Source organism: Haladaptatus caseinilyticus (genome assembly GCF_026248685.1).
Taxonomy (GTDB): Archaea; Halobacteriota; Halobacteria; order Halobacteriales; family Haladaptataceae; genus Haladaptatus; species Haladaptatus caseinilyticus.
Genome location: NZ_CP111036.1, coordinates 2,378,993 through 2,400,885 on the forward strand (window position 1 = coordinate 2,378,993; position 21,893 = coordinate 2,400,885).

Sequence of the window (21,893 nt, forward strand, 5' to 3'; positions counted from 1 at the left end):
AAACAAGAGCACCGATTCAGTGTAGTCGGCGAACGATGGCGAGTACACTGAGCAGGGAAAACAGGGGGTACGCGATTGGAATCCCCATGAGTTCGTTCCCTCCACTGATTTTCTCGCCAAAACTTCGAGCGTACGTGTCGTTTTTGTACTGATAATGGTTCTCCATCCAGGTTGGCCGAGCGGGCTCGAATGTTTCGTTCCATGTCTTCGTTCGCTCGCCCGCTTTCCCAACGAATCCCACTTGATCGACGCCGGTTTCCCGTTTCGTGAGGTTTCCCGTATAGAGCCGTGCTTCACCCGCTATTTTCGTCCCGTTCTGGTCCAGAAGTTCCACTTCTATCGTCCGCGTCTCACCCGGTGGGGCGGAAGCTGGATAGAAGCTACCGTCCGTACCCATCGTGTGAACGAACAATTTCGTCGGATACGTCTGAATCGATGGGTTGGCCACTGTTACGTAGGCAACCGCGGATTGCTCTCCATCTATCGTTCCATTGTCCACGCTGACATTTTTGATATATAGCGTCAGAACTTCCGGTGACTTCGATGCATCGATCTCCTTGGTGAAATTGTAGGTCGTATTGTCCCCGAACGTCGAGACGTAAACGGAGTGGTTGTCTTGGAAGGCGTAGAGGTCTTTAGTGATGTTTATTTTTCGTGTGAAGGATTCTCCAGGGTGTAAGTTGAATAGTTTTTCATGAACCTCATAATCATCCGTTGAAATTAGTACCGCCGAGTTTTTCACATATTTTGGAGTAGGATTACTCACGACTAAATTCATTTTTCCATTTCCGAAATATGACTCCACACACACACACCCTGAAATGACTGAATCACTCTAACTTTGCCATTTTTAGAGATAGGACAGTCAGAATTGTTAGTATTAATAGCGTTAGCGCTTCCAGGAACGACCGATAGAGATAAGATAATGAGGACAATACATGTCGAATATATTTTTCTTCTCATACCATCATATATCTACTTATGATATATAAAATTAATGTGTTAATTATAACAGTGCAACTTTCCCGTACAATTGTTTTCTGTACCGTTGTTGCGGTCTCTGAGTCTATTTTTGATTTCTGACTCACTCAGAAGGTTCTGATACGACACGTCTACTGTCTTAGAGCCGATGGTTTCGTTTTTGATGGTATCATCACTGACGTATTGTTTGGTAATGTCTATACCGGCAGTTGCGTACGTGGTGACGACCGTATCGCCTTCGAGATAGGTGTCAACGGTGGTCGTCTCCGTACCGGTTGATTTCCGCATGCTCCACTTGATGTTCGCACCATAACGACCGATTCGCCAATCGTCGGCAGCGGTGAGGGATTCCACCACCTGCCGGTCAGTCGTTGTCATCTGTTTTTGCCATTCGTATTCGGCATCGCGCACTTTCTCCCGTGTTTTCACTTCGTATTCACGAACGATGGCAGTGTGTTCTTGCTGATACTTGTACAGATACTGTGTCTGGTACTTTGCACCGCGGACTTTCACTTTCCGTCTGTTTCCAGTAAACCTGTGATCCCATCCGAGTTTCTGATATGCCCAGTACGTCTCAGTGCGAGTAACTGTATAAGTGTACGTTTCCGTCGTCGTGTACGTTTTTGTGACCGTCGTCGTGTATGTATAGGTTTTCGGAACCTCCCAACAGATGCCATACAAGCCACACTTTGTGACGTACATCGTATCCGTTTTCGTTACCTCGACATCCCTTGACTTGGTGACGGATCTTGTCCCGGTTTTTTGAACATCGTACTCGTATGCATACTGCTTTTCCGTCCGGTACAGTGGTGGTTCGGTCTGGACACGGCGAGTTTGTCCAGTGAACGTTCCACTACCTCGTTTCGAATCACGCCACTCCTTTTCGATGGTCGTCCACGTCCGCTTTTTACTTTCGTGCCCTGCTGACCACCAATCGGGATGTGTTTGAAGAAAAGCGGAATGTTCGAGCTTCGTGGCGAACGTCTTTGACCTCGTTTCGTACTCCGCATCACGAACCTTGATTCGCTCTTCGAGCGTGTACTCGAAGCCGTCACGTGTCTTGTCTGCGATGGAATAGCCGTTGCGAAGAAACCGATCCCGTTTTTTTGATGAAGTCGCGAGCTTCCAACCATAGGTCGGTCGCCTAATCAAATATTCCGTGTTTTCAATGGAAATATTTGTCCAGATAGTCCCATACCGCCGATACACTTCGAGATTCGGGATTGCCGCCTCTTTCCACGTTGTTGGATCCTGCTCGTTAAATACTCGAATCCTCGAATTTTCCGTAGCCTTCGCTAACTCCGACGCCCTAATCTCAATGATACCGGAGTATCTTCTCGGGCTACCTGGCTGACTCTTGTCATCATTCTCTTTACTGACTTGTTTTTTCCACTTGACAACGTCACTGGACACTCCACTGGTGGTGATACCTAAGCCAAATTGATTATGATAAGAATTCTTCGTAAACTCATACCACTCGGTCGTTACTCGGAGGCGAACCGTATCATTTGGCTTGTATGGACCGCTCGAGAGCTCCTTGATATCGCGTATCGGCGGTGAGTACTTTTCAAGATAGTTGAATTGTTTCGAGGTCGTGAGATCGTGGCCATCCTCGAGTCGGAGTCTCGCAAAGTGAACGGAGCTAAATTTCCCCGTCTTGTTGTCCGGTGTAATGGGCTCCGCACCCAGTTCCCAATAGTACTTGAGCTTTGTTCCATCGGGGTCAAAGGAATCGCTTGCGTCTACGACGATTCCCCAGTTCCTCGGTGAGTGGTACCCTGTTCCATCATTGGTTACGTCAACTCGGAGTTCTGGTGGGCTTGGTTTCACTCGTAAAATAGATTTTCGTGTTTCCTGTATATTTTTTGCAAATTTAGATATCATTATCTGGTGTGATATGCTGTATTCTTTAGGCTTTTTTGCAGTCCAGTATGAATCCAAAACCAGAGTATCATTTTGAATGGATCTGTCGTATGATCCAATCATGTGGACATCATGTTCCTTATTAATATTTCTACTAATAATATCAATATTTTCTGCATCAACACCATTCAAATCAATTTTCAGAACATGATGTGCTGTATACCGCTCCGGATCGATTCGTTCGTGGTAAGAGTCCACGGGACCGTTGACAAACCCTGATTCGATGATTTCCGGCTCTTTGGCGGGAGTAATATTTCTCTCGAAGACCGTCTTTTGTCCACGAGCATCGACGCCGATCACCGATATAGTATACGACTTTCCAGATTCGAAATCGGAGTAATCGAAGGTCGAAACTTGGCGGCGCTGCATTTCTCCAGGAACACCATCCATCCGTGTGCGGCCGATAACCGAACCACCAAGCCTGACAGTTATCGACTGTAGATTTTCATATCCATCAGTCGCGGTAGCACGCCCGGAAACGGAGCCATAGTTATCGAGTGATGACAGTTCGACTGAGGGTTTTGGATCCGCAGTGACCGTCGTCGATCCGCCAGAAAAACGAGCAATATCACGAGAGTTGTCGGAATACGTGACGACAGCATAGAGTGAGTGGTCACCTGGCTGCCAGTTCATCGATAATTCACGTCCGTTTCCGAGTTGTTTGGCGTCACCGAACCAGCTAATAGAGCGTAGTTGTCCCGAACTAGCGGCGGACTGCAAGTTGTAGGTTCCTCGGAGTGGAGTAGATCCAGTAATAAGCTCGTCACCAACAATGTTTGGAGCGTATTGGTCAGCGAGCATGTTTCGAGGAGGGATATTTTGCAACGGTTGCACCGAAATATCGAACGTATCGGTTTCCGATTGTCCATCCGAATCGTACACGGTGGCAGAAATAGTTCGTGAACCCGCGTTCGCGAACGTTCTAGTAATCGTATCCGAAGCGTGCCCCCCCGACACCGGATGCGTGGCAATCCTCGAACCATCGATATTCCAAACGATTCGGTCCAAGGGTGCCGCACCGGCTTCGATAGTTGCTGAGTAGACTCGTTGTTCACTGACTCGAGGTTGTTTAGAACCGGAGACGCTAACCGAGGGTTCCACACCTGGTGAAACGGACACGAACAGCGAGTCATGGCTGCTCGCACCATCTTCGTCGGTTACGGTCACAGAAACCGTGTATGTCCCAACTGAAGTCGGACGAAACTGTGTCCGTGGACACGTTGGACAGTCGGGAGCGATCGTCTGCCCGTCCGGTGTCGTAATCGACCATTCGAAATGCTCGATCTCCCCATTGGGATCGTACGATTCGTTTGCATTGAGGAGTACAGTCGCCCCTCGCGCAACCTCTTGGTCGAGTCCAGCATCAACAAGCGGTGGTTCGTTCGCCGCCGTTAACGACGGAACAAACGAAGGCGTGAGTAACAGAAGTATGAGTATACCAGTAGCGGCTCGAGTCATGGGTTCGGCGAGTTTTGTATCCTTATACTTTAAAAAATTACCTGATTTGTTTATTTATGGATTGTAAAGAGGAGGAAACAAGAGGCCACCTACGAACAACCCCTGTAAAACACCTCTGAAGATTTCTTTACTGTTAAATTATTATTGAAAATATTATCATTCCCATCACCGAAACTCCTGAAATCCAGCGTTAGAAGCGATCTATCACAATAGTTCCTTGCTAATCTATGGCAAAGGCTTTACCACCTTGCCGCGCAACTGTTATCCACTAGGCCAGGGAGGCCAGGAGCTACACTTATGACGGATGACGAACTCATCTGGCGAATCGCAGGGGGTTCCGGGGACGGAATCGACTCGACGAGCCAGAACTTCGCAAAAGCCCTGATGCGCTCGGGGCTGAACGTATTCACGCATCGACACTATCCGTCGCGCATTCGCGGTGGCCACACGTATGTGGAAATTCGCGCGGCAGATGAGGAAGTAAAATCGCGAGGGGACAACTACAACTTCCTCCTCGCACTCGGTGACAGCTTCGCTCGAAACCCACAGGAAGAAGCCTACTACGGGAACGAAGAAATCAAGCCCCTGACGGAGAACTTGGACGAACTTCGCGAAGGCGGCGTCATCATCTACGACTCCGGATTGCTCGACACCGATGAAATTCCGGACTTCGACGAGCGAGTCGAAGCGAACAACTGGCACGTATTCGACCTGGACCTTCGCGGTCTCGCTAAAGAGTACGGCCGTGAAATCATGCGGAACACCGCCGGCATCGGCGCGACCTGTGCAATCATCGGTCTCGACCTCGACGTGGTTGAAGAGCTCATGACCAACGCGATGCCGGAGAAAATCCTCGAACCCAACCTCGAAATTCTCCGCGAATCCTACGAGGACGTCAAGGAGAACTACGACACCGACGTCGGTGTGACGGTTCCGGACAGCGAACACGAGGAAGAGCCAGTGCTCATCTCGGGCAGCCACGGTATCGCGTACGGTGCCATGGACGAAGGATGCCGGTTCATCGCCGGGTACCCAATGACCCCGTGGACCGACGTGTTCACCATCATGACACAGCACCTCCCCGACCTCGGTGGAATCTCCGAGCAAGTCGAGGACGAAATCGCCGCCGCCGCGCTCGCAATCGGCGCGAGTCACGCCGGTGCAAAGGCGATGAGTGGTTCGTCCGGCGGTGGATTTGCGCTGATGTCGGAACCGCTCGGACTGGCGGAGATCACCGAGACGCCGCTCGTACTCGTCGAATCGATGCGAGCGGGTCCTTCGACGGGGATGCCGACGAAACCGGAACAGGGTGACCTGGAGCACGTTCTGTATACGAGCCAAGGCGACTCGAACCGCGTCGTCTTCGCGCCGGGTGATGCACGCGAGTCGTACGTTCAGACGCGAAAGGCGTTCGAGCTTGCGTACAACTATCAGATCCCGTCCATCATCCTCTACGACCAGAAGCTTTCCGGCGGCCACGAAACGGTGCCTGAATCGGTCTTCGACAAGGAGCCGAACCCGGACATCGGAAGCGTCGTGACCGAAGAAGATATCGAAGAAGGGGAACGTCTCGCCGGTCGTTTCAAGCGCTATCGCTACGACGGCGAAGACGGTGTCAGCCCGCGCTCCCTTCCGGGGCAGAAGGGCGGCAACTACCTCGCGTCCGGTAACGAACACAACGAAGCCGGACACATCAGCGAGGACCCGGACAACCGTGTTACACAGATGGACCGCCGGATGTCGAAACTCGATGCCATCCGCGACGAGCTCGACGAGATGGACAAGTCCCATCAGACGGTGTACGGCGACGAGGATGCCGACTATGCCATCCTCAACTTCGGGAGCACGAAAGGTGCTGTCGAGGAAGCCGTCGATATGCTGAACGACGATGGTCACTCGGTCAAGGCGATGAACGTCAGCGACATGCTCCCGTTCCCGAAGGGCGAAGTCAACTCGTTCCTCGAAGACGTGGACGAGGCGCTAGTCGTCGAGATGAACGCTACGGCACAGTTCCGTCGGCACATTCAAGGCGAGACCGGTCGCCATGGCGACAAACTGTACAGCCTGCTGAAATACGACGGTAACCCGTTCGAGCCGACTGACATCGTGGATGGCTTCGAAGCACGACTCGACGGCAGTGCCGAGCCAGCGCACAACACGCGCATCGAATCCGCAACGGGTGATTAAAATGAGTGTATTCAACGCAATCGACGAAGAACGAGACATCGACGTGAACGAGTTCACGCCCAGCCTTGAACCACAGGCAACGTGGTGTCCAGGCTGTGGTGACTTCGGCGTCCTGAAGGCGCTGAAACAGGCCATGCCTGAAGTCGGTCGAACCCCGGACGAGACGCTTCTCGTCACCGGTATCGGCTGTTCCGGGAAGCTATCCAGCTACTTCCAGAGCTACGGCTTCCACTCGATTCACGGGCGTTCCCTGCCGGTCGCACGTGCGGCTAAACTTGCCAACCCGGATCTCGAAGTCATCGCCGCAGGCGGTGACGGTGACGGGTACGGTATCGGTGGGAACCACTTCATGCACACCGCCCGTGAGAACCACGACATGACGTACATCGTTTTCGACAACGAAATCTTCGGTCTGACGAAAGGCCAAACCTCGCCGACGTCGCCGAAGGGTCACAAGTCGAAGACGCAACCGCACGGCAGTGCGAAAAGTCCGATTCGACCGCTGTCGCTCGCACTCACATCGGGTGCGAGCTACGTCGCCCGAACCGCGGCAGTCAATCCGAACCAGGCGAAGGAAATCCTCGCCGAGGCGATGGCACACGACGGGTTCGCACACGTGGACTTCCTCACGCAGTGCCCGACGTGGAACAAGGACGCAAAACAGTACGTTCCATACATCGACGTTCAGGATAGCGACGATTACGACTTCGACGTTCGCGACCGACGTGAAGCCGCCGAAGCGATGCACGAGGCCGAGGACGCGCTCTACGAGGGCAAAGTGCTCACCGGTCGGTTCTACATCGACGACGAGCGCCCGTCCTACCAACAGGAGAAACAGGCAACCGGAGATATGCCGGAAACGCCGCTCGCGGAGCGATACTTCGACGACGATTACGAGTGGGAACGAAGCTACGACCTGCTCGACCGCCACAAATAATCTCGTTTCGGTTCTTCCAACGGTTCGTCCAAGCTTTTCTCGCTCGGTAATGTGTTTTCCACTTCGCAAGGTATTTTTTCCTGTGAGTGAAACATCCTGGTAACATGAGCATGGAATCGACAGAAGATCGTATTCTCAGCGTGTTAGAGGACGATGCACAGGCGTCTTACTCCGATATTGCGGACCGTGCGGGTGTCTCGAAACCGACCGTTCGGAAGTACATCGAGAAACTCGAAGAAGAGGGAGTCATCGTCGGCTATTCGGCGGAAATCGACCCGAAAAAACTCTCCAGCCAAAGCATCGCGCTCGTCGGAATCGACGTCGAAAGCGAACGCTACGTGGAAGCGACTCGGGCGTTGAAGGAATTGAACGACATCGAAACCCTGTACACATGCAGTGGGGATCATATGCTGATGGCAGAAGTTCGAGCACCGAACGGTGGTGCGGTTGGCGACGTAATCAGCGATAAGATCCTTTCGATCGATGGCGTCTCTGCGGCCCATCCGTCGTTCCTACAGGAACGCCTCAAGTAATCCGAATCGAATTTTGGCCGCGCTGTATCTCCGGATCTACTTTCAAGTCGCTGAATACCGACGGTGGCTCGGGGTCGTCATCGAGGGGGTGAAGTCGTCGATGCCACCACCCGACGTCGTGCCACGCCCCGTTTTTGTATCCCACGGCTTCGTACACACCCACCTGCTCGAAGCCGAGTGATTCGTGAAGTCCGACGCTCGCAGCGTTTGGAAGCGCGATGCCTGCGTAGGCGTTGTAAAACCCCTGTTTTCGAAGGAGCGCGAGCAACGATTCGTACAATCCTCGTCCGATTCCGGAGCGGCGATAATCGGCGTGAACGTACACCGAAACGTCCACCGACCACCGATAGGCATCCCGGCTCCGATGAGCACCGGCATACGCATAGCCGAGAATCGAGTCGTCGTGCTCACAGACCAGCCATGGATAGGTCGGGAGTGTCTTCCGAATTCGGTCCGCCATCTCCGCATCGTCGGGTGGGTCGGTTTCGAAGGAGATGACGGTGTCCCGAACGATAGGGTCGTAGATAGCCGCGATCTGCGGAGCGTCTTCCACCGTCACGGAACGAACAGTAACCATTCACACGATATCGGTTCCGAACCGGAATAAATCGTCCCACTGGTTGCGCACAAGAACCTTTACGCCAGCGCGAGAAACTCGGATGATGGCAACCTATCAGCGTGAGGTCTGGGTCGATGCGCCGTTCGACGAGGTGTGGCGATTTCATTCGACCACCGACGGATTGGAAGCCCTTACTCCGAAGTGGATGAACCTCCGTGTCGAGGAGGTTCGAGGCCCGGGCGGGGAGTCGAATCCGGACGTGTTGGAAGCGGGGACCCAGATTCGACTGTCGCTTCGACCGCTCGGCGTGGGTCCGCGCCAGCGATGGGTTTCGACGATTACACGGCGCGAAGAGGACGATGGGTCGGCGATATTCCAAGACGAGATGAACGATGGTCCGTTTCCGGAATGGACGCACACTCATCAGTTCCATGCAGGGAACGGAAAGACGTTAGTACGTGATAGGGTCGAATATCGGTTCCCTGCGCTCGGCGAAACTGGGAGTCCGCTCGCCAAAGTGGGATTCGAGCCGATGTTCCGGTATCGTCACGAAAAGACGAAAGAACTGCTGGAGTGACGAACCTTCTCCCGGGTGGATGCGCGTTGTTCGGTATGCGTGTTACGTCCTCGACGCGTCGGAGGATGCGTCGTTACTCGTTGAACTCGCCGTAGTCGCCGCCGAACTTCATGAAGAAGTACGCCAGTCCGAGGGTGAACGCCAGCGCACCCGAGGTAGCAACACCGAGCGTCTTCGCGCCGGCGGGAATTGCCGGTGCGGTCGAGCCACCGCCACCACCGGACGAGCCGACCGTAATCGACCCGGTCATGCCGGCGCTTTTATGGGGCGCACAGAAGTACTCGTACGACCCTTCCGTATCGAAGGTGTGCTCGTACGTGTGCCCTGAATCGAACGTTTCACTTTCACTGCCGGAACCTTCCCAGCCAGCCCCGTCGGGTTGGCTTTCGGGAACCACGTTGTGGGTGTTCGACTCCCAGACGAATTTCACCGTGGTGCCGGGCGAAATCTGGAGTTCGGCCGGCTCGAAGACGAGTTCGCCACCGGGGCCAACCTTCACCGTCTCCGTTCCACCGCCGCCTCCGCCGCCGGAACTCTCGTTTCCACCGCCGCTGGTCGTCGTCCCTTGAGAGCCCTCAGCTGCCGCTGCCGTTCCAGTCGCACCAACAGCCGCGACACCCGCAGAACCGAGGAGAAATCCGCGTCGAGTGACTGATTCGTCCGCTTCCCCATCTGTCATGTGCGGGGCTTAGTTCCGGTGGGTACTGAATACTTTGGTTTGGCACCGCCACCTTGCAACCACTTCCTTTTACGACGGTCGCAGGCAGACCAAAACCCGCGCTACGTGGCGCGGATTTTGGTCTGCCGACCGCAGAAAAATGGGTTAGAGTGAATAGTCGTGCTTGCCAGTCTCGGTTTCGAGGAAGGCAGTAAGCAGGTCGATAGTCGCCGATACGTCGTCGCCGTGGGCGCTCTCGGTTACGGTGTGGAGATACCGCGTCGGAACCGAAATCGCACCGACCGGTTTTGCGCCGTACGAGTTCTGGAATCCGGCGGTATCGGTTCCGCCCGACGGGAGGATTTCGAGTTGGTGTTCGATATCACGGTCCTCGGCGAGCGAGCGCAGTCGACGATGAACGTTCGGCGTCGTCACGACGCTTCCGTCCTTGAGTTTTATCGCAGTTCCATCGCCGAGAGAGGTCACGTAATCCTTTTTCTTTTCGACGCCGGGGATGTCGTTTGCAACCGTCACGTCGAGCGCGATGGCGAGGTCGGGGTCGATGTCCACACCGAGGGCTTCCGCCCCACGAAGACCGACCTCCTCCTGTACCGTCGCACAGAAATGAATCGTCACGTCCGGGTCTTCGATCCGTTTTGCCGCTTCGAGCATGGTGAACAAGCAGATGCGGTCGTCCAGCGATTTCCCCGTGACGTGTTCCCCGACACGTGTCGTCGTCTGTTCCATCGTTACGATGTCGCCGGCGGAGACACGTTCGCTCGCTTCCTCAGCAGGGAGGCCGAGGTCGATGTACACGTCCTCGACCTTCCGTTCGTCGTCGTCGTCCAATATGTGCGGGGGCATCGACCCGATGATGCCCGTCAAATCCTCGTTTTCGGTGTGAACTGTAACTCGTTGTGCACGGAGTACACGCGGGTCCCAACCACCGAGCGAATCGAGGGAGAGGAATCCATCTTCGTTCACGTGCGTAACCATGAAACCGATCTCGTCCATGTGGGCCGCAATCGCCACTTCGTAGTCGCTCGACCCCTCTATGGTTCCGACGACGTTGCCCATCGCGTCGGTGTGAATGTCGTTCACTTCGCCGTCCAACTCGCGCCGAACGATGTCCCTGATTCGGTCCTCGTAGCCCGGTGCCCCGCTCGTTTCGGTCAGTTCCTGCAATAGTTCGAAATCAAAGTCGAACGCCATGCCTGACTCTCCGACGTATCGTGGTATAAACTCCCGTGAACCGAAGAAGGAACTCACAACTTGTTTATCGTGGTTCCGGAACGTTTTTCCCAATTAGACACACAGAAGTGGATATGGCTGACGAAGCAGAATTTCGAGAGCAGTTCCACGATGCATTCGAAGGCGCGGATTACCCAGTGAGCAGTCCGATGGACCTCGTTCCAGCACTCCCAAACGGACCGGGAACGCGATTCGAATCGGGCGATACGAGTTTCACCGCGATGGAACTGGCGACGAAAATGAACGACGCTCAGGAGTTCCCGTACGACGATGTTGACGCCCTCGTCGATGACCTCATCGAAGGGCTGAAACAGAAGGATATGCTGTAGTTACTCTTCGTCCTCTTTTTCTTCGGGAAGCGCGATGAGTAGTACCTCCCAAACGTCGTGTTGTTCGTTGAATTTGCTGTCCAACACCCTGTCGTTTTCGCCGATCGGAATCGGCTGCTGGGGACGCGAGACTTCCAGCCACGTCAGTGTCGGGTCAGTAATATCCATCTCCGCGATGTCCGCGATTTCCTCTGTCTCGGCTCCGTACTCCCCCGGTTGTGTATCTTGACGTTCCATCGGTAACCCCGTACGGGGTACCACAGCACCCCACATAACTGTGCTGGCGACGATACGATGTGGTGCCGTGGAATTTACGACCGCCTACCGCTCTACCTGTGGATTTTCGGGTACGGAGGCTCGCTGACGGGCGTATCGTGGATGGCCGTCAGCGAACACGTGATCGAAGATGGCGTCGGTATCGTAGCCATCGTGTGACTCGGCGGCCGCAACGGCGTCTGCGACGTGTTCTTTCGCTTCCTCTCGAAGTTGCTTTTCGTCCTCGTCTGTCCACCCGTGTTCGGATTCGAGATACTCGCGGGTTCGTTCGAGCGGGTCTTTTTTCGCCCATTCCTCGACTTCCGTCTCGTCGCGGTATTTCGTCGGGTCGTCCGTCGTGGTGTGAGCACCCTGCCGATACGTGACCGCTTCGATGAGTATCGGTTCACCGTCGTCCGCTCGTTCGAGTGCATCCGTTACTGTCCGGTACACAGCGAGCACGTCGTTGCCGTCCACACGGACGCCATCGAACCCGTAGGCCTGTGCCTTCTGGGCAATGGTAGTGCTCGCCGTTTGACGCTCTCGAGGGACCGAAATCGCCCATTGGTTGTTCTGGCAGAAAAAGACCGTCGGCGTCTCGAACACGCCCGCGAAGTTCATCGCCTCGTGGAAATCCCCCTCGCTGGTGGCTCCATCTCCGAAGCTCGCCAGAACGGCGCAATCGTCGTCTTTGTAGTTCGATGCCATACCGACACCGACTGCGTGGGGCAGTTGTGTGGCGATGGGAATCGTCGGCGGGAACGTGCGAAGTCCCTCCGCGTCCTCGCGGTCGACGTAGTTCCCTGCACCGGAGAGGTTGAGCAGAATGTCCCGCATCGCGTGGCCACGGGTGAGATACATCGCGTGGTCACGATAGGTCGGGAAACAGTAGTCGTCCGGCGAGAGTGCATACGCTGCACCGACCTGTGCCGCCTCCTGTCCATGCAACGGCGCATACGTCCCGATGCGCCCCTGTCGGTGGAGCGAGACGGCTTTCCGGTCGAACGTGCGTGCGAGTACCTGTAGCCGGTACATGTTCTCTACGTCCGTTGTCGAGAGATTCACGTTCCCTTCGACAGTTCCATCGAGTCCCACCACGCGCGTCAGATCAGGTGCTTGTGAAGCCATATGTATGTAACTCCGAACGTCTATCGGTGAGACAACGTCTTTCATTATAAAACATCGCCACAAGACGAATATCTGGAACAATCCATAGGTAGTTTAAGTACCCAAATTATAAATCACCGATATTGTCGGCGGATGAAGCAAAATTACCGACGAATCATCAGGATATTACGGTTCGAAACACTTAGGCTGCACCCACGAGACGTGTCTTCGTATGACACAGTGGATCGGACGGACGTTCACGAGCGATACGGGATGGAACTTTCTCGAAACGATAGTCGATATCGGAAACCGCATGGCCGGGAGCGACGGCGAACGCCGCGGTGCGAAAGCGACCCGAGATGCGCTCGAATCGGTCGGGGCGCGAAACGTGCGGCTGGACGAGTTCGAAATTCAAGGATGGGACCGAGGAACGAGTTCGATTCACGCAGGAGGGACGACGCAAGAATCCATTGCTCTTCCCCGCAGTCCATCCGGGAGCGCCGACGGCGAGTTAGTCGACCTCGGATACGGATTGCCGTCGGATTTCGTGGAGACGGACATCGAGGGGAAGGTCGTGATGGTCGCTTCGAACGTTCCGGGCTACTACGACCGCTTCATCCACCGACGGGAGAAGTACTACTACGCCGTCGAAGGCGGGGCGGCGGCGTTCGTCTTCCGCAATCACGTCGAAGGCTGTCTTCCTCCGACGGGGAGCGTCGGTACCGAAGCGGACCCTATCGGTGATATTCCGTCCGTCGGCGTGAGCAAAGAAGTCGGGTCACGGCTTGCTCGTCGGTGGGAGGGCGACGACGTAACCGTCGAAGTCGAGGCGGATATCCACGACGCAACGAGCCAGAACGTCCACGCCGAACTCGGACCGGAGACGAACGAGCAGATACTCGTCACCAGTCATATCGACGCCCACGACGTCGCGGAGGGAGCGATGGACAACGGTGCCGGGAGTGCCATGGTCGTCGAGATGGCCCGTGCGCTGGCCGATCACGAGGACGAACTCGATACACGCATACATTTCGTCGCGTACGGAGCTGAAGAGGTCGGTCTCGTCGGGTCAAGCTACATGGCAGGAGAGATCGATCACGACAGTATCAAAGCAATCGTGAACAACGACGGCGTCGTCCGCGGTCGGACACTCTCGTTCTTCACCCACGGCTTTGACGAACTAAAGGAAGCGGCGAACGAAGTCGCGGACGAGTTCGGGCACCCGATCAAAACGATTCCGAAACAGGGGCCACACAGCGACCACTGGCCGTTCGTCCAGTGGGGCGTTCCGGGCTATCATGTGATGAGCGAAACCGGAAGCGAAGGACGAGGGTGGGGCCACACCTTCGCCGACACGTTGGACAAAGTCGAAGTCCGTGACCTCCGCGAGCAGGCGATTTTGCTCACCGAACTCACCGTCCGCCTCGCAAGCGACGAGTTCGAGGTCCCCCACAAGGAGCCCGGAGAAATTGCCGACGCGCTCGAAGCCGAGGATCAAGCGGCAGGGATGAAAATCATCGGCGACTGGCCGTACGACGAGTAACGACATACATCGACTAGAAACGGCCCCCAACGACCAGCGCGGTATCCTTTTCAAGACAGACCGAGAGTGTTCAGGTAATGACCGAAACAGGCGACAGCCACGGAGGGCGGCCACGATGCGGATAGGTGTCGTACCAGGTGAAGATTCCTCGACCGTTCGTCGAATCGAAGATGCACTCTCCGATGCAACCCGTTCGGTGGACCAGGACGTACAAGCCGTCCTCGATGCGGACCCGACTGCCGTCGTTGCAGTCGGCGAATCGGCCGTCATCGACCTCGTCGGTGCTGGCGTGTCGGTTCCCGTTCTGCCGGTCGATGCCGGGGCGGGTCTGGAGAGCGTTCCAGGGGAAAACGTCGAGTCGGCCATCGAAGACATGCTCTCCGGCGACTGGACGACAGCGGCACGACCGTTGCTTTCGGCATCGGTGGAGGGCGAACACGTCGCAGATGCACTGTTCGATGCGACACTCGTAACGCGCGAACCCGCGCGAATTTCCGAGTACGCCGTTCGCGCGAACGGTGACTCGGTCGCCCAATTCCGTGCCGATGCGGTCGTCACTGCGACGCCTGCCGGTAGCAGGGGCTATGCACGAGACGCGGGGGGTCCGGTCGTACAACCCGGTTCGGGCGTGCTTTCGGTCGTTCCAGTCGCGCCGTTTGCCATCCATGTAGACGACTGGGTACTCAGTGGCCCCGTAACGCTTTCCGTCGAGCGTGACGAGGATGCAGTGGAACTTCTCGCCGACGACAGGGATATCTGCCCCATCGAACCTCACGAAGCCGTCGAACTGGCGGTCGATGGCAGTTTCGAAGTCGTTTCCCTCGATTCGAGCAGGAGTTTCTTCGACGAGTGACTGTTCGACCGAATTGGAAAGAATATAATACGCTGTCCTACTGAGTTTCGGGCATGCAAGCGCTATCGTTGCTCGGGCCGCTCGACGTGCTCGAACCTATCGCGAGATACGTCGTGCTCGGACTCGTGTTGGTCAACATGGGGACACGGATGCTCGCGTTTCGGAACTACAAGAAGCAAGCGCGGGACGATGACCGTGAGACGCTCAGTCGCTGGGTTCCACACGAAATCTCGAACGTATTACTGGTGCTCGCGTCGTTCTATCTCCTGACGCTCCACCACCACGCCGGTATCGTCCTCTCGACGCTCGTCCTCGGTCTGTTCCTCACGGACTTCTTCGAGGTCGAAGCGCGCTCCGTCGAGATGCGTCGGGGTGTTCCATTGGACAAGCCGAAAGCGGCACTTACCGCATCGTTCGTCGTGTTCCTCTACGCGGCATACCTCAGTGTCTTCTTCCTCATCAAACCGTTCTGGAGCGCGATCATCTGAGGCGTATCGGCCGATCATTTTCCAATCTGTACTCTCGTTTCGACTCCTCCCGAGTGCCGATAGCGATTCGACTGATGGGGGCGCGAAAGGGCAAACCTCAAGTTTTAGGTATTCCTAATTCGGTTCGACAATGGAACTGACGCGCCGAGACGCGCTCGCCGCGCTCGGAGCGACGGGCATCGCAGTCACCGGTGGTGCGGCCCTGTTGGACTCCCTCGAATCGGGTGATTCGGCCGATTCGCTATCCGACGACGATATCGACACCCTCGTCGCGGTTGCGGAGGTCGTCTATCCCTCCGAACTGTCCGGCGTCCGTGAGTTCGTAGCGACGTACTCGGTCGGGCGTACCGAGGGGCGCCAGGAGTATCGGCAGGGGCTGATAGACTCAGTCGCTACGCTAACCGACTACGCCACTGAGTGGCACGACGGTCGGTATTCGACCCTCAACGCGGCGACGAGGGACACACTCCTTCGACAGATGGGGGTTGCAGAGGCAACGCCGACGGCCGATGGCACTGACGCAGAGCGGGTTCGGTACTACCTCGTCAACGACCTACTGTTTGCGCTCTTTTCCTCGCCGACGGGTGGAAAACTCGCGGGCATCGAGAATCCACAGGGTCACCCCGGGGGACTGGAAAGCTATCGACGAGGGCCCAAGGAATGAACGCAAGCGACGACCCCGACCGAACGCCGTCGGAACGAACGGACGTGTGTGTCGTCGGCGCTGGCCCGGCGGGGGCGCTGGTCGCACACTCGCTCGCTCGACGGGGACACGACGTGGTCGTCCTCGAAGGCGGCGACCGATTCGATTTCGACGACAGAAAGCAGCGAATGGAACGTTCGATTCGCCCCGGTCACGATGCCCTTTCCGTCTGGGACATGGGCGGTCAACGGGACGCCTATACGTCCACGGGGGAGCAGTTCTATCCGCTGAATCACGCGCGGGTCAAGGGAGTCGGCGGCACGACGCTCCACTGGCAAGGAATGGTGATGCGCCTGCACGAAAGCGACTTCGAATCGTGGCCCATCTCCTACGACGACCTGCGCCCGTACTACGCCCGTGCCGAAACCGCCCTCGGTGTTGCCGGTGCTGACGACAATCCCTTCGCCCCACCGCGCGAAACGCCGTTTCCGCTGCCCGCCTTTCGACCGTCCTACAGCGACTCCCTCTTCGCCGAGGCGTGCGAAAAACTCGGCGTTACGATGCACTCGGTGCCAAGCGCCCGCAACTCGGAACCGTACGACGACCGCGGGCAGTGTGTTAGCTATGGTACCTGCAAACCCGTCTGCCCCTCCGGCGCGAAGTACAGTGCCGACGTGCACGTCCGAAAAGCCGAGGCTGAAGGTGCGCGGATTATCGACCGCGCCCGCGTTCACCGATTGGAACACGACGACGGGGGGGAGCGAATCGAGGCCGCGGTGTACGCAACGCCGAACGGTGAACATCGACAGGAAGCACGCGAGTTCGTACTGGCCGGTGGTGGCGTCGAGACGCCGCGACTGCTTTTGCTCTCGAAAAGCGCACAGTATCCCCAGGGATTCGCCAACTCCAGCGGTGCAGTCGGACGTTACTTCATGGAACACCTGTTCGCCGGAATGGGCGGACGAATCGAGAGACGAACCCGGCAGAATCACGTCGGATTCATGACCAGCGAGTGCCACCAGTTTTACGACGAGCCGGGACGAGGAACGGACGGCATTCCCGACTCCGGCGACGAACTCACGCCGCTCAAACTCGAATTTCTGAACTACGCCGGGCCATCGCCGGTCGAAATCGCGCTCGGTGCGAACGAATGGGGCGACGACCTGCTCTCGTCGATTCGTCAGCAGTACGGCAACGACATCGGAATGGGTGCGTTGGCTGGCCAACGGCCTCGAGCGGAAAACCGAATCACGCTGGATCACGGGACGAAAGACGACCACGGGAACCCCGTTCCGAAAATCCATTGGCAAGTAGACGGACGAACAAAAGCGACCCTCCGCCGAGCAAACGAGATTCAGCGCGCGATTCTGGGGGAACTCGATGCAGACATCACGTGGCAGGTCGGTCCCGACAACACCGGTCCCGCGTTTCATCACATGGGCACGACGCGGATGGGGACCGATCCGAACGAGAGCGTAGTAAATCTACGGCTCAGAACTCACGACTTCGAAAACTGTACCATCGCGTCGAGTAGTGTGTTCGTCACGAGCGGCGCGATGAACCCGACCCTCACGATTGCGGCCCTCGCGCTGAAGGCGAGCGACCACATTCACGAGCGACTCTAATCGTCGCTTTCGTCGGTCGTGGTTTCGTCATCGACGACCTCATCGCCCGTGAATTGCCGGTTTTTCGAGTTCCGTCGCCGCCAGACGAACATCCCACCGACCGGGAGGGACAGAACGGCGACATACGGGAGGAGATACGCGACCCCGACTATTACAGCCCGAAGCACGACGAGCGAGCCATCCACCGATTCGAGGAAGGCGGCCAGTACGCTCGTGTCGTACCACGATTTCTGCCCCGCCGTCCTCGTCTCCGAAGGGGGTCGCGGCTCGTTTATCCTCACCGTTATCGTCGAATAGGCAACTCGCCCCTCGAGTGACTGCTTTTTCGCCTCCAATCGCTCGATTTCGGATTGGACGTTTGAGAGTCGTTTTTCGACTGCGAGTACGCCTTCGGTGTCGCTGGCGTTTTGATACAGGTCGCGAAGTTTTCCGCGCTGTGACCGCAAGTTTGTCAATCGAGCTTCGATATCGACGAGTCGGTCGCTCACGTCCTTCGTCCCGGTGCTGGCCTTTTCCACTCGTCCTACCCGCCTCGCTTCCTGGAAGAACGTCGAGAACTTTTCCGCTGGGATTCGGAAGACGATTTTACCCGTCGTCCACGTCTCGTTTCCGTTTCGGTGGACACGCTGGGTCGAATCGCTGACGAACCCGCCGTGTTCCCGGGCCACCCGAGAGAGGTTCGTGTTGGTCCGGTCGAAACTCTCGACCTGGAGCGTGACGTTCCCGGTTCGAACGAGTGCCCGCCGTTGAACGGTGAGCGCGCTTCGTTGATTGCCCGTCGCCGCCGTGCTGTCAGCTTGCGATTTCCCCCCAGCGTCACCCTTTCGGCTCCCCGACCCGTCTTTTCCTGCGTCGTTTCCACCCATACCGGAGCAACCGGCGAGCGTAACGAGGACGACAAGCGAGAGTGCTAGGAATTTCCGCCTTGATGTCATGAATTTTATTGTTCATTGCATCAACAAAGGTGTTCGGTAGAGTGAAAGAACCGTTTGACTCTCGAAAAGTGCCACGGGAAAAGAGAAATGACGGGAGAGGTGTGTGGAAATATCGTTGGCGGATCACACAAGCCATACACCTCGGCACTCGTATCGCACGTTCACGGGTTCCCGCCCGGGCCAAATTCGACCGGCTCGTACCCCGGTCTCGATGCGAACACGAGTCGGGTATCGTCTCAGTCCTTCCGCTTGACCACGTCGCCGAGGGTCGTGCCGCCGGTCGAACTGCCGCCGCTCCACTCCTCATCGTCCGCTCCGGAACTCCCGGCGTTGAGACTGATATCGAGCTTTTTCTCGAGCTTCTTCTGCACGCTGTCGCTTGGAAGCATGTCACCGCGTTCGAGCTTTCGGATGAGGCTCGCCTTCTCGTTGAGTTCTTTGGCAAGGTCTTCCTGACTCAGCCCATCGGATTCGCGCGCGTTGCGTATTCGGTCGTCGTAATCCTGTGCGATTTCGTCCATGTCGTCGAACATGTCCGAGGGGCGCGAGCGCGAGCCGCCCGACGACGAGCGCGAGGTACTGGTACTCCCGCTGGACTTGCCCGAGGATGAGGAGGTAGAGTATTTCGTGGACGTAGAAGAGGTCTGCTGAGTCTTCACTTCCGTCCCGAAGTCAGCGCAGTTGTCACAGACATCCAACTCCGCACCTTCGACCTTGATCTTCTTCGGCGAGGCCGTTTCGGCACCGCACATCTCACACTGAACCATGTGTTGACGTTTACCGTCTCGACTCATAAATGGCACGCCACATGACCCCTTTCAGGCCAGCGCGTGCCACGAGTAATAGAACCGCTGAAGCGCGGTGAAATGCCCGATTACGGCGAGAAATCCGAGCAGAAGCGCCACGAGCGAGTAGCCACCGACGGACCCAACGAAGGCGGCGATACCACCGACGAGTCCGATGAGGGCGAGCCTGTCCGCCCGTCCGACCAAACCACCGTACACGCGGTCGAGACCGACTGCTTGGGCTTGCGTACCGAGGTACGACGTCATCAGGACGCCGGTTACTGCCGCAAGTCCGAGGGCATATTGGCCGAGTCCCGCGGAGAGTCCGGCGATGAGGACGATGTCCGCGTAACGGTCGAGCACGTGGTCGAGCAAATCTCCAGCTTTGGAGTCCGTGCCGAGTTCGCGCGCCAGTGCTCCGTCGAGCAGGTCGAGCCAGCCGTTCAGGAAGACGAGTATCGCGCCGACGAGATACCACATCGGCATCGTTTCACCGAGGTAGAACGCCCATCCCGCACCGCCAGCGAGCAGGAACGCGATAACGCTGATGGCGTCTGGGGTCAACCCGGCTTGCTTCGACGCCGAAACGAACGGGCGGAGCGCACGATTTGCGACGGGGCGGAGTTGGTCGAGCGTCATAGATAATCGATGTAATCGACAGTTCCAGCGGAAGGCGCGCGCTCTCCTCGGATAACCGCTTCGATGTCGGCTGACACGTCCGCCGGCGTTCGGTCGGTCGTCTCGATTTCGTACACCGTTTCGGTGCCGTGTGCTGCAACGGCTTCCGAGAGGATTACGTCGAGAGCTTCACTATCCGCGTTCTCCTCGGCTTTCGCTTGCGTTTCGCCGCGGTCCGTTAGTCGTTCTTCCAGTTGCGCTGGGTGGCATCGAAGGACGACGACCCTGTCCGCATCGAAGTGGTGTGCCAAATGTGAATCTACGAGGAGACCAGCGTCGTCGTTCTCCCGGTCACGCTCTGTCAACCACTCTCGAACCGCGTCGAAATCCGCGAGGAGACTGTCCCGCTCTTCGTCCGTGCCCTCGTCCAGCCCCTCCTCCCGTATCACATCGTTCAGATGGACCACCTCGAGGTCGGATTCGATCATTTCGGTCACGGTCGTTTTTCCAGTCCCCGGGGTTCCGGTCACGGCAACCCTCACGCCGAGAGCACCTCGTTGAGTTCGCGGACTGCCCGCTTGGTTTCGTCTTTCGTCCCACAGGTTATTCGAACGCATTCGGGGAGGCCGAAACTCGTACAGTCACGGAGGATGACGCCACGCTCCTGAACCGCGTCGGCGACCTCGGTGGCGGATCCGACCTCCGCGAGAACGAAGTTGCCGTGGCTTTCCCACGTCGATGCGTCGAGCGTTTCGTAGATGTATTCGCGCGCCCAGCGCGCTGTCTCGACCGATTTCTCGACATGCTCGTCGTCCGAGAGCGCGGCGAGTCCGGCCCGACAGGCGAGTTCGCTCGCGGCGAACGGCGTGTTGACTCGGGCGTAGGCGTCGGCCCAATCGTCGGGAACGACGGCGTAGCCGAGTCGGACGCCAGCCAGCCCGAACGCCTTGGAGAATGTTCTGAGAACGGCCACGTCGTCGCGCTCGTCGAGCAGGGAAATCGCGGTCTCCGTTTCGGCGTATTCGCCATACGCCTCGTCCACGACGACGAGAGTTCGTTCGTCCGTTTCGTCCGCGATCGATTCGATCGTGTCCAGCGAGAAAACCCCGCCGGACGGGTTGTGCGGACTGGTGAGATAGACGATTCGTTCCCCGTCGTAGGCCGAAAGGACGGTGTCCGCGGTGAGTCCGAACCCGTCCGACTTCGAGAGGGAGTAGTCGTTCACCTCGCCGTGGTGGTAGCGTGCACTCATGCCGTAGTAGGCGAAACCCGGTGACGGTACCAGGACTTCGTCACCGGGGTCGAGCATCGCTCGGGAGAGGTAATCGAGCGCACCATCGCCGCCGTTGGCCAGCCACACCTGCACCGGTTCGACGGCCCATCGCTTGGCGAGTCGTGCGGTGAGATCCGTATGCGACGCTTTCGGGTAGGAACTGGCGTTCCCTGCCCCGGTTCGAATGGCATCGACTGCCGCCGGACTCGGGCCGAACGGGTTCTCGTTCGACGCGAGTTTCACGAGGTCGTCGGGGTCGAATCCGAGTTCCCGAGCGACCTCTTCGATGCCCCGCCCGGCCTGATACGCTACGTGCGCGGAGAGGTCTCGTGGTTCCATATCGTGAGGAAGTGACCGACTAGCCTTAAGTATGGC

At 57.1% G+C, this 21,893-nt stretch carries 22 protein-coding genes; 10 read left to right on the forward strand and 12 right to left on the reverse strand.

Annotation, left to right across the window (positions count from 1 at the left end; translation table 11 throughout):
- Positions 1-16: 16 nt before the first annotated feature.
- Positions 17-499 carry a hypothetical protein gene (locus tag OOF89_RS12910; protein WP_266076811.1) on the reverse strand — a complete coding sequence of 161 codons (483 nt, stop codon included), beginning with the start codon at positions 497-499 and terminating at the stop codon, positions 17-19.
- Between the two features lie 503 nt (positions 500-1,002).
- A complete protein-coding gene (locus OOF89_RS12915) occupies positions 1,003-4,362 on the reverse strand; it encodes a PKD domain-containing protein (protein WP_266076814.1) in 3,360 nt (1,119 codons plus the stop codon).
- Between the two features lie 297 nt (positions 4,363-4,659).
- Between OOF89_RS12915 and OOF89_RS12920 the strand changes: the two genes are divergently transcribed.
- The 3 genes from OOF89_RS12920 (at position 4,660) to lrpA1 (ending at position 8,019) form a co-directional block, all read left to right on the forward strand.
- A complete protein-coding gene (locus tag OOF89_RS12920; RefSeq protein WP_266076817.1) occupies positions 4,660-6,549 on the forward strand; it encodes a 2-oxoacid:acceptor oxidoreductase subunit alpha in 1,890 nt (629 codons plus the stop codon).
- A gap of 1 nt (position 6,550) precedes the next feature.
- Positions 6,551-7,486: a thiamine pyrophosphate-dependent enzyme gene (locus OOF89_RS12925; protein WP_266076819.1), complete on the forward strand. Its 936-nt coding sequence runs from the start codon at positions 6,551-6,553 to the stop codon at positions 7,484-7,486.
- Positions 7,487-7,590: 104 nt separating this feature from the next.
- The gene (gene lrpA1, locus OOF89_RS12930) at positions 7,591-8,019 is read left to right on the forward strand and encodes an HTH-type transcriptional regulator LrpA1 (RefSeq protein ID WP_266076821.1); all 429 of its coding nucleotides are present in this window, start codon (positions 7,591-7,593) and stop codon (positions 8,017-8,019) included.
- On the opposite strand, the gene OOF89_RS12935 is transcribed toward lrpA1, so the two are convergent.
- Positions 8,012-8,596, reverse strand: a complete 585-nt coding sequence (locus OOF89_RS12935; protein ID WP_266076823.1) for an arsinothricin resistance N-acetyltransferase ArsN1 family B — start codon at positions 8,594-8,596, stop codon at positions 8,012-8,014. The genes lrpA1 and OOF89_RS12935 overlap by 8 nt on opposite strands.
- 85 nt (positions 8,597-8,681) lie before the next feature.
- On the opposite strand from OOF89_RS12935, the gene OOF89_RS12940 reads away from it, so the two are divergent.
- Positions 8,682-9,155 carry an SRPBCC family protein gene (locus tag OOF89_RS12940; protein ID WP_266079791.1) on the forward strand — a complete coding sequence of 158 codons (474 nt, stop codon included), beginning with the start codon at positions 8,682-8,684 and terminating at the stop codon, positions 9,153-9,155.
- 73 nt (positions 9,156-9,228) lie between these two features.
- Here the strand turns inward: OOF89_RS12940 and OOF89_RS12945 are convergent, their stop codons facing one another.
- Both OOF89_RS12945 and OOF89_RS12950 read right to left on the reverse strand, forming a co-directional pair.
- Positions 9,229-9,834, reverse strand: a complete 606-nt coding sequence (locus OOF89_RS12945; protein ID WP_266076826.1) for a plastocyanin/azurin family copper-binding protein — start codon at positions 9,832-9,834, stop codon at positions 9,229-9,231.
- 144 nt (positions 9,835-9,978) lie between these two features.
- Positions 9,979-11,025, reverse strand: a complete 1,047-nt coding sequence (locus OOF89_RS12950) for a M42 family metallopeptidase (protein ID WP_266076829.1) — start codon at positions 11,023-11,025, stop codon at positions 9,979-9,981.
- A gap of 113 nt (positions 11,026-11,138) precedes the next feature.
- Between OOF89_RS12950 and OOF89_RS12955 the strand changes: the two genes are divergently transcribed.
- Positions 11,139-11,393 carry an MTH865 family protein gene (locus OOF89_RS12955; protein ID WP_266076831.1) on the forward strand — a complete coding sequence of 85 codons (255 nt, stop codon included), beginning with the start codon at positions 11,139-11,141 and terminating at the stop codon, positions 11,391-11,393.
- Here OOF89_RS12955 and OOF89_RS12960 read toward each other — a convergent pair whose 3' ends face one another.
- Complete coding sequence (locus OOF89_RS12960; RefSeq protein WP_266076834.1) at positions 11,394-11,630, reverse strand: hypothetical protein; 237 nt, start codon at positions 11,628-11,630, stop codon at positions 11,394-11,396. It abuts the gene before it with no gap.
- 84 nt (positions 11,631-11,714) lie between these two features.
- Positions 11,715-12,776, reverse strand: a complete 1,062-nt coding sequence (gene pdhA / locus OOF89_RS12965) for a pyruvate dehydrogenase (acetyl-transferring) E1 component subunit alpha (RefSeq protein ID WP_266076836.1) — start codon at positions 12,774-12,776, stop codon at positions 11,715-11,717.
- A 211-nt stretch (positions 12,777-12,987) separates the two neighbouring features.
- On the opposite strand from pdhA, the gene OOF89_RS12970 reads away from it, so the two are divergent.
- The 5 genes from OOF89_RS12970 (at position 12,988) to OOF89_RS12990 (ending at position 17,907) form a co-directional block, all read left to right on the forward strand.
- A complete protein-coding gene (locus OOF89_RS12970) occupies positions 12,988-14,298 on the forward strand; it encodes a M28 family metallopeptidase (RefSeq protein ID WP_266076839.1) in 1,311 nt (436 codons plus the stop codon).
- A 115-nt stretch (positions 14,299-14,413) separates the two neighbouring features.
- The gene (locus tag OOF89_RS12975) at positions 14,414-15,151 is read left to right on the forward strand and encodes an NAD(+)/NADH kinase (RefSeq protein ID WP_266076841.1); all 738 of its coding nucleotides are present in this window, start codon (positions 14,414-14,416) and stop codon (positions 15,149-15,151) included.
- Positions 15,152-15,204: 53 nt separating this feature from the next.
- Positions 15,205-15,639 (forward strand): DUF7313 family protein, encoded by a 435-nt coding sequence (locus OOF89_RS12980; protein ID WP_266076843.1) that lies wholly within the window; start codon positions 15,205-15,207, stop codon positions 15,637-15,639.
- A gap of 130 nt (positions 15,640-15,769) precedes the next feature.
- Positions 15,770-16,303 (forward strand): gluconate 2-dehydrogenase subunit 3 family protein, encoded by a 534-nt coding sequence (locus tag OOF89_RS12985; RefSeq protein ID WP_266076846.1) that lies wholly within the window; start codon positions 15,770-15,772, stop codon positions 16,301-16,303.
- Positions 16,300-17,907: a GMC family oxidoreductase gene (locus tag OOF89_RS12990; protein ID WP_266076848.1), complete on the forward strand. Its 1,608-nt coding sequence runs from the start codon at positions 16,300-16,302 to the stop codon at positions 17,905-17,907. The genes OOF89_RS12985 and OOF89_RS12990 overlap by 4 nt, the downstream gene beginning before the upstream one ends.
- Here OOF89_RS12990 and OOF89_RS12995 read toward each other — a convergent pair.
- From OOF89_RS12995 to hisC, 5 genes are all read right to left on the reverse strand, one after another.
- Positions 17,904-18,842, reverse strand: a complete 939-nt coding sequence (locus OOF89_RS12995; RefSeq protein ID WP_266076851.1) for a DUF4349 domain-containing protein — start codon at positions 18,840-18,842, stop codon at positions 17,904-17,906. The two genes, OOF89_RS12990 and OOF89_RS12995, sit on opposite strands and share 4 nt — an antisense overlap.
- Before the next feature lie 236 nt (positions 18,843-19,078).
- Complete coding sequence (locus OOF89_RS13000) at positions 19,079-19,609, reverse strand: multiprotein bridging factor aMBF1 (RefSeq protein ID WP_266079793.1); 531 nt, start codon at positions 19,607-19,609, stop codon at positions 19,079-19,081.
- Positions 19,610-19,660: 51 nt separating this feature from the next.
- On the reverse strand, positions 19,661-20,266 hold the full coding sequence (locus tag OOF89_RS13005; RefSeq protein WP_266076854.1) for a CDP-alcohol phosphatidyltransferase family protein: 606 nt from the start codon (positions 20,264-20,266) through the stop codon (positions 19,661-19,663).
- A complete protein-coding gene (locus OOF89_RS13010) occupies positions 20,263-20,787 on the reverse strand; it encodes an adenylate kinase family protein (protein WP_266076855.1) in 525 nt (174 codons plus the stop codon). Before OOF89_RS13010 ends, OOF89_RS13005 begins: the two co-directional genes overlap by 4 nt.
- A complete protein-coding gene (hisC, locus tag OOF89_RS13015) occupies positions 20,784-21,857 on the reverse strand; it encodes a histidinol-phosphate transaminase (protein WP_266076858.1) in 1,074 nt (357 codons plus the stop codon). The genes OOF89_RS13010 and hisC overlap by 4 nt, the downstream gene beginning before the upstream one ends.
- Positions 21,858-21,893: the final 36 nt, after the last annotated feature.